Origin of the sequence: Micromonospora sp. DT44 (genome assembly GCF_049841635.1) — a bacterium.
Classification (GTDB): domain Bacteria; phylum Actinomycetota; class Actinomycetes; order Mycobacteriales; family Micromonosporaceae; genus Micromonospora.
The window spans coordinates 54,201-60,461 of record NZ_JBNCKS010000044.1 but is presented as its reverse complement, the minus strand read 5'-3'; the positions used below and the strand labels follow the sequence as shown (position 1 = coordinate 60,461).

At 64.0% G+C, this 6,261-nt stretch carries 7 protein-coding genes; 2 read left to right on the top strand and 5 right to left on the bottom strand.

All coding sequences use genetic code 11. The features are described from left to right. The 3 genes from ACLQ25_RS23870 to ACLQ25_RS23860 all read right to left on the bottom strand — a co-directional run. Window positions 1-475 (bottom strand): transposase (locus ACLQ25_RS23870; protein WP_425733019.1); only part of this gene is annotated, 475 nt, incomplete at its 3' end. A 54-nt stretch (window positions 476-529) separates the two neighbouring features. Next, a complete protein-coding gene (locus ACLQ25_RS23865) occupies window positions 530-721 on the bottom strand; it encodes a hypothetical protein (RefSeq protein ID WP_425733018.1) in 192 nt (63 codons plus the stop codon). A gap of 1,415 nt (window positions 722-2,136) precedes the next feature. After that, a complete protein-coding gene (locus ACLQ25_RS23860) occupies window positions 2,137-2,394 on the bottom strand; it encodes a GntR family transcriptional regulator (RefSeq protein ID WP_396793624.1) in 258 nt (85 codons plus the stop codon). Between the two features lie 200 nt (window positions 2,395-2,594). On the opposite strand from ACLQ25_RS23860, the gene ACLQ25_RS23855 reads away from it, so the two are divergent. After that, window positions 2,595-2,864, top strand: coding sequence for a hypothetical protein (locus tag ACLQ25_RS23855; protein ID WP_425733017.1), 270 nt, complete (start codon window positions 2,595-2,597; stop codon window positions 2,862-2,864). A 240-nt stretch (window positions 2,865-3,104) separates the two neighbouring features. Here the strand turns inward: ACLQ25_RS23855 and ACLQ25_RS23850 are convergent, their stop codons facing one another. Beyond that, window positions 3,105-3,590 carry a hypothetical protein gene (locus ACLQ25_RS23850; protein WP_425733016.1) on the bottom strand — a complete coding sequence of 162 codons (486 nt, stop codon included), beginning with the start codon at window positions 3,588-3,590 and terminating at the stop codon, window positions 3,105-3,107. A gap of 1,005 nt (window positions 3,591-4,595) precedes the next feature. Then, window positions 4,596-5,435, bottom strand: a complete 840-nt coding sequence (locus ACLQ25_RS23845) for a GntR family transcriptional regulator (RefSeq protein WP_425733015.1) — start codon at window positions 5,433-5,435, stop codon at window positions 4,596-4,598. A gap of 257 nt (window positions 5,436-5,692) precedes the next feature. On the opposite strand from ACLQ25_RS23845, the gene ACLQ25_RS23840 reads away from it, so the two are divergent. Further along, a complete protein-coding gene (locus tag ACLQ25_RS23840; RefSeq protein WP_425733014.1) occupies window positions 5,693-6,016 on the top strand; it encodes a hypothetical protein in 324 nt (107 codons plus the stop codon). Window positions 6,017-6,261 lie beyond the last annotated feature (245 nt).

The following is a 6,261-nucleotide window of genomic DNA, read 5'->3' as shown; positions in this document are numbered from 1 at the left end:
AAATCGTCTCCTTACTGACCGAGGCGCCGTAAATCTCGGCGAAGTGAGCGCTGATCTCCCCGGTCGTCAAACCCTTGGCATACAACGACAACACGACCTCGTCGACCCCCGACAACCGGCGCTGCCGCTTACGCACGATCTGCGGCTCGAAGGTGCCGGCCCGCTCCCGCGGCACGTCGATCCGCACCGGCCCGGTGCTGTCGGTCAGCACCGTCTTCGCCCGGCTGCCGTTGCGGACACTGCCCGACCCGCCGCCGCCCTGGTCGTGCTTCTCATAGCCGAGGTGCTCAGTCATCTCCTCGTTCAACGCGGTCTCCAAGACCGTCTTGGTCAACTGCCTGAGCAGCCCATCCGGGCCCGTCAGGGACAGCCCTTGTTCCCTCGCAGCCCGGACCAGCTCGGCGGCGGCCTTCGCCTCCGCCGACGGCTCGGGCCGCTTCTTCCGTCCGGTCTGGTCATTCAGTGTCGCGGTCATCACAGCACCCTCCTCACCAGGCACAACGCCCGGCAGGTCAGGCCGGAAACACCTTTAGATCCACAGACCCATCGCAAGGTCGTTGTTGCCAGGTCGTCCGGCCTTGAGTTCCCGCTTGAGGTCAACCCACCGCGATTCGTCGAGCAGCCCGCCAGCTGCGGCGCTCACGATGTCCTGCCAGTTGCGGGGTCGCCACATTCCGTGGTCGAGGCCGAGATTGACGGCGCCTGTGAAGTCCGGGCCCATGATCCTGCCTCCTGTAACGCCTTCTGGTCCTTAAGCGGCATGGTCAGTCGTAAAGGGTATGCGGCTTGCCGACCCGAGGCGGTTTCGGCGCTGGCGGGCTGTGCTGGTGGGTGTCGTCCGTCCCTCGAAGCCGATGTGTAGGACTGCATGAGGACGAGATATTGGGAGCGTCTTGCCGTCGACCGGCCGACGCCGCTTCGTACCAGCTTGTGAGTCCACCTGCCGAACCGCCGGCCATCGCGACACGCGAAGAGACCGCTAAGATCGGCACACACGCGAGGCATTCAAGGGGCAACGATGAGCGGTGGCGGAGACCTACGTAGCCGCTTGGCGCTCGGTTCCGACAACGACGCCGCGTGGTTGACCGTCGCCGAAGTCGTCCAGCTGTTCAGTACCCCACACCGCCCAGTCAGCCGGTTCGCGGTGAATCGATGGCTTATGGACGGAGTCACCGTTGAGGGCGTGCGACACGTGATCCGCCACAAAACGCAGCCGGCTGGCCGAATCTGCCATCCCGCGGACATCGCCGCGCTGCTCGAAGCGTCTGAGCGCTGCTCGAAGCGTCTGAGCAGATCCGCTCTGCCGACGACCCTGGAGCTCTTGCCGAATAGCCCAACTGGGCTGCGCGACGATCGGCTCCACTGCGGCGGACCCGCCTCGGCGGATTCGCGGACTTCCACAGGGCAACCCAGACGCCACCTAATAACGTCGAGGTGCGCCAGTACGCCCCGGGTGCGGTCCACGTCGGCGCCGATTAGCGCGGACGCCTCCTGAGAGGAAACCCGCCGTGAGCGCCCGCCCGCGTGGAAGCTGACACGTGCATTCGCTTTCACGGGGCGAACGAGGATCCCAGGATCGGCACCCCGCCAGCGATCCCACGCTGAAGAAGTCCGATTGTTCAGGCAAACGGGACCTGGCAAGTTCGCTCGGAGCCTGCAGACACCGTCGTGGCTGTGGGTCCATTTGGATTCCACGACCGTGTGTCCGCCGACACAACGCGCACCACCGCCTGGCGGACCCCGCAAAACAGAACGGACCGCGACGCGCATCGCGGTGTCACAGATCCACTGCACGCTCACGTGCTGGGTCACCGCGCCGTCGAACTCAACCGTTCGGCTTGACTTCTGCCGCCCTGTGCCGCGGACTGGGGCTCCGTCCTGCTGACGAGGCGCTGACAAATGATCAAGGGCGGGTTCTCCGTCTTCCGGAAACTCGCCCTTGACCTGCTGTTTCTGGGTGGAGCTGAGGGGATTTGAACCCCAAACGCCGTGGGCCGGGTAGAGACCATCCGCAATCGGGCAGATCTGGCCTCTGAACAGGGCTGGAGTCCTCAGCGCCTCTCGACGTTTTACACGGCTTTGCGGGCTCAGTTGTGCCGGTTCTGTGCCCGATGATCATGCACTGGGCATCGAAGGTTATTGGCCTTCGGGCTTGACGAACGTGCCTCGTTGCGGGACCACGAACAGCACGCCCTGATCAACCAGCACGGCGATCGAGCGTCGTACGGTCGCGCGGGCGACGCCGTACTCCTGCACCAGGTGAGCCTCCGACGGGATCGCCCGGTTGGGTTGCCAGTCTCCGCGCTGGACCCGGGCCGCGAGGATGCCGGCCAGTTGGCGGTAGGGCGGCAGCGGTGCGCCGTGGTCGATGTGCGCGTCCGGGTCGAACTCCATACGCCTGACGCTAGAAGTCTCCACACTTGCGCCTTCGACCTTCTACGTAGCTAGACGTAGGTAGACCACGATTGGTACGGTGCGGATAACCCGCTGTGCTGGCCGTAGAGACATCTCGCCCCGGTGCGGCGGTGCCCCTGCCCGGCTGGGCTCCTTCGCCTCGGCCGGGCAGGGCAACCTTCGAGCAGGAAGGGGCCTTCATGCCTGCCGACAAGCAGGGCAGCGCGTGGGCCAGGCCGCAGCCCCGCTCGCCCAAACCTGGCGAGGAATTATGGATTGACCGTGCAGCCTCGGTGCAGTTCCTGAGGCAGCCGTTCATGTTCCGGGTGATCTCGGTATGCCCAAAGCCGACCTATCGGGGCTGGGCGTGGCTGACGGGATACCAGCTCGACGCCCGGGGCAACGCCGTCGATAAGCGGGAGATCTTCGTTCAGCTAGCCGGCCTCCACCCCGCCGAGCGATCGACGTAGCACCCCTGCTCTGGCTCTGCCATCCCGTCACCGTCGTCCCACACACCGTGGAGCGGGTCCGCCCTCCTGGGCCAAGGTGGAGCACTCCACGACTGAACGACCTTGGACCAGGAGGGCGGATCTGCTCGGCTTCGCCTGGGACGACGGTGACGGGATGACTCCCCTCAACCGCTCTCCCACTGCGGCTCCTGGTCACCCCTTGCCATCCCGGAGCCCGAGGCCCCCGCCGGAGGCACGCACTCACCGACAGGCATCGGCGCGAACGTGGCCACCACACCACGGGTACGGGTCCACACTCCAGACCCGCCACCCTCCACCGTCGCGGCGTGTTTCGAAGCGCCACAGATGCTTGGCACCGGTCATGGATATGCCGTCGTCTCCCCACCACACCGCGTGCACGGGGGTGGCGACTTTGGCTCGGTCGTCGCCCGGCTCCTCGACGTTGAACACACCTGCGTTGAGCTTTGATGGCTGCGGATCGCTCCGCGTGATGTCGCGCCGGATGCCGCGCCACTCGTCGAGCAGTTCGTCTCGCCGGTCCGGTGCTAACACTGCTCGTAGCCCGATTTCCTCGCCGGACGACAGCGCCAGCATGAAGACGTTCGCCGCAGCATCTGGTGCAGGCTGCCCCTTGTCGGCCCCCGCTGTCTTCAGGGCAACCCAGCTCACACCACCGATAGCCGGACCTCCTAGGCATAGAGCTAGCCCGATCGCCAGATAGATCACCCAGCGTCGCGGTCGGCGGCGTCGCGGTTCCTCCCCCAAGATCACCCGACGCACAATAGCCCGCAGCCTCACCTGGCGCGTGAGCCGCCCGCTCCCGGTCAACCCCTCGGCAATCCCACCTCGAACAAGCCCAGCCACCGAATGACGACCACGACGGTCGCGGCGGCATCCCTGCCAGACTGAGCGGTCACCGCAAGTCGGCAACTGGGTGACCACGCCTCTCGGTACCAGAACTGCGCGTGCTCCTGGCGGCCATCGCTGCCGACCTGACTCGCCTCGCAGCCGTATCCATGACTTCCCCCCACCGCGCCGTGTGCGCCGGGGCGTGACCGGCCGCCAGGCCGCACGCGCGCCCCGGCGCGACACGGCGGCGGGCCGAAGGCCCGCCCTTGACCAAGTAAAGAAAGTCTGAACACACACCATGCTCCAGCCGTTCGCTCCGGCGAGATGGGCGGCTCGCACACGGTTAAGAAACGCGTCGTAGGTGCCGGACAATCGTTCTCGCAGCTTCGGCCACCGAGACAGAGCCGGTGTCGATTCTGATGTCTGCATACGGAAGGCGAGCCGTTTGCTCAACCGCCGCGAACCGCTGGGCGTCGTCTCCTGTCCGTCGAGACCGAATGCGGTCATAGAGTATGGCCGGCGGGCAATGCAGCTCTACCACCGTCCAGCGCGCTTCTAGCGCAGAGTCATCGACTATCGCCTCAACAGCTTCGACCTGGCCAAGGTGAATAATTGGGACGCGGCCTGACTTCCAAATTCGCTCGACTCCTGGGCGATCAACGAAATACGTCGAGTCGTATCGACTGTTCTCCCATAGAATCATTGACGGATTCTGGCGCAGAGACTCGGCTTGCTCTTGGCTGATCATCCGATAGCCGCTAGTCCTTCCACTGCCGGCCTTGAGTCGCATGAAGTGCTCGAACAGGGGCTCACTGCGGACAAGCTCAGTGGTGAGCGTGTCCTTCCCGGTGGCTGGAGCGCCGTAGAGAATCAGGCCATCCCTCACGACTGCGCCAGCTCACTAAGTAGCTCCGCTGCCTGCTCTTGCAGTGGCTTAGCCCCTGCGGAATTGTCAACTATTGCATGTGAGATCTTGGGCTCAAAAGCGAGATCGAGGCGACTGACGTATTCCGCCCAATTTCCGAGCTTGTAGTCATCCCGGGCGGCCCCGCGACGCCGGATATACATCTGCATAGTCTCAGCGTCACAGCGCACCCAGACGACTTGGAGCTTGCCATTGTGGGCGGCAACGGTAGCCGCCAATCGATCACACCACGCTTTATCTTGAAGCTCCGCAATGAAGGGCGCTGTCACAATTACTGATGAGCCACATTGCAAGTTCTCGGTCATGGCGGCAAGTAGAGCTTCGTATTCAGCCGGCCTAATGACTGTCAGATAGGTCTCCGACTCCCGATCATGAGGGGACTGCCCCAGGCGCTCAAGCGCGGCTTCAACTACTGGCCGCGTGGTCGTGTCCTTGTCGAGGATCGCCCATCCAGCTTCCCTGGCAATGATGCGCCCAAGCTCGGTCTTACCCGAACCTGCGTAACCCCCGATGAGGATTACCCGAGATCCCGCCTTACTTGCGGCCCCCTCGGGGTTGTTGACGATTCGGCTGGACCGCGCACGGTTGATGACCAACCCTTCGTCAGCGAGAATCGACATCGCCCGATTGATGGTGGCAACGCTGGTCTTCCAAGAGTCAGCGAGCGCCCTGGTGCCGGGCAGCTGCCGCCCGTGCGCGAACCGGCCGGCCTGGATGTCGTTCCGGATGGCCTGCGCGATGACGAGAGCGCTCGTCCCCCTCTGTAGCACGTCCTGCGGGTCTGACTGGGCCGTCATCGGACTCCTTGCTTAGCAACTGGTCGCCTAGCGGCGAGGGCGCTCTCCGCCGGCCTGCTCATCGAGTTCGCGCAGCTCAGGCGGCATGAACATGAATCAGAGTGTATCTGTTGACCCACACTGATTCAACCTGTTACGCTCTGATCCAAGCTGCTCCGCTCTGTTACATCGGGCGGTGCGGGCGTGGACTTAGTGCCCGCCTGAAGCCGAAGAGACACGCGAGGACAACAGGACAAGCCGAAGGAGAACGAGGCGAGATGCGGAACATTCCGGTGAACATGGCGGGCTTCAAGCTGCGGGTGGTCGAGGAACCGGCGATCAAGATGGATCAGGAGGGCAAGGTCCTTACCGCTTACGGGACTGATGACCCGCTGTACGTGGTCGGGGTGTTCGCGAAGCCTCTCGCGACCGATGACGGCTACCGGGGCAAGGGCGAGGAACTGAAGATCACTCTCTCGGTCAACCCGCAGGGGGTCGAGGAGGGCGACCTCGTGGAGCTGATCGGGGCGACGGTGTCGCATTGGGAGCGCGATGGTCGTAGTGGCTTGACGTGGAAGGCGCAGAGCCTCAAGGCGGCCTGAGGTAGGGACTTTCGCCCCGCCCCTTTCTGGTGGGTGACCCGTTCGAGTCGGGTCGGGGCACTTTGGCAAGGCAATGCGGCCTGCGTCTGGGCTACATCCTTGACTGCTCGTTCTTTGAGAATTACACAGTGGCTATAACCTTGCCTAAAACAGGCCCAATGTTTGCTATTCGCATTCTGATGTTTCGGGAGGGAGGTTATTGTGTCGGACTTTGAGTTGATTCTTAGCGGCTTGCTGTTGCTGTC

Bases quoted from the DNA above. Each gene is read 5' to 3' on its own strand.
- ACLQ25_RS23865 (WP_425733018.1), bottom strand. From the start codon at position 721: ATGGGCCCGGACTTCACAGGCGCCGTCAATCTCGGCCTCGACCACGGA.
- ACLQ25_RS23860 (WP_396793624.1), bottom strand. From the start codon at position 2,394: ATGGAGTTCGACCCGGACGCGCACATCGACCACGGCGCACCGCTGCCG.
- ACLQ25_RS23855 (WP_425733017.1), top strand. From the start codon at position 2,595: ATGCCTGCCGACAAGCAGGGCAGCGCGTGGGCCAGGCCGCAGCCCCGC.
- ACLQ25_RS23845 (WP_425733015.1), bottom strand. From the start codon at position 5,435: ATGACGGCCCAGTCAGACCCGCAGGACGTGCTACAGAGGGGGACGAGC.
- ACLQ25_RS23840 (WP_425733014.1), top strand. From the start codon at position 5,693: ATGCGGAACATTCCGGTGAACATGGCGGGCTTCAAGCTGCGGGTGGTC.